General features: G+C 75.7%; 1 protein-coding gene. It reads right to left on the reverse strand.

The features are described from left to right. Positions 1–1,101 (reverse strand): UvrD-helicase domain-containing protein (locus KBX08_RS33310; protein ID WP_210787719.1); only part of this gene is annotated, 1,101 nt, incomplete at both ends.

The following is a 1,101-nucleotide window of genomic DNA, read 5'->3' on the forward strand; positions in this document are numbered from 1 at the left end:
GCGCCGCTCGATGCCGGCCAACTCCTCCGGGTCCTGTAACGCCTCGACGATCAGCTCCCCGGAGGGGCGTCGGTCTCCGCCGGCCAACGCGAGCGCGCGCAGGCCCTGCCGCAGCCGCCGCTCGGCCAGCGGGTCGGCCCCGCCGAGCGGCGAGTGCAGCAGCGCGACGGCCGCCTCCTCGTCGAGTCGTTCCGGCTCCAGCGCGCAGCGCAGCAGGAGCAGCAGCGGCGCGACCGCCGGTTGCAGGTGCAGGGGCAGATCCTCACCGTGCACCACTGTGGGTACGCCGGCAGCGTGCAGCGCCCGTCGCAGGGTGGGCAGCTGCAACGCGGTGGACCGCACCAGCACCGCCATCCGTGACCACGGCACGCCGTCGAGCAGGTGAGCCGAGCGCAGCGCGTGGGCCAGCCAGGCCGCCTCGCTGGTCGCCGAGCGGAAGGTGTGCACCTCGACAACGCCGGGCGGCGCGTCCGGCAGGGGGTGCAGCCGGCGGTGCGCGGCCGGACCCCGAAGCCGGCGACCCAGCCGGGCGATCGCCGCGAGCAGACCCGGCCCGGCCCGGTACGACGTGGTCAGCAGCACCTGCGCGGCCGGCGCACCGGATGCCGTCCGGAACCGGTGCGGGAACGTCGCCACCCCGGCCGGGTCGGCGCCCCGGAAGGCGTACGTGGAGGAATCCGGGTCGGCGAACGCGACAAGCGACTTGCCACCGCCGGCGATGACCGAGAGCAACTCCAGTTGGGCGGGGTCGGTGTCGGCCAACTCGTCGAGGTAGACGTACGCGAGCCGACGACGCTCGGCGGCCAGCAACTCCTCGTCGTCGCGCAGCAGCCCGGTGGCAGCCCGGACCAGCTCCGCCGGGTCGTACGCGATGGAGCCCCGGTTGCTGACGTCGCGCAACGCGAGCACTGCGACGTACTCCCGCAGGAAGCGGGCGGCGGCCGGCCAGTCGGCGCGGCCGAGCTTCTCACCCAGCCGGGCCAGGTCGATCGGGCCCACGCCGCGCTCGGCGGCGCGCATGAGCAGGTCGCGCAGTTGGCCGGCGAACGCCCGGGTGCGCAGGGCGGGTCGCAGGTCGGTGGGCCAGCCGACCGGGTCGTC

This window comes from Micromonospora sp. H61 (assembly GCF_018070325.1).
Taxonomy (GTDB): domain Bacteria; phylum Actinomycetota; class Actinomycetes; order Mycobacteriales; family Micromonosporaceae; genus Micromonospora; species Micromonospora salmantinae.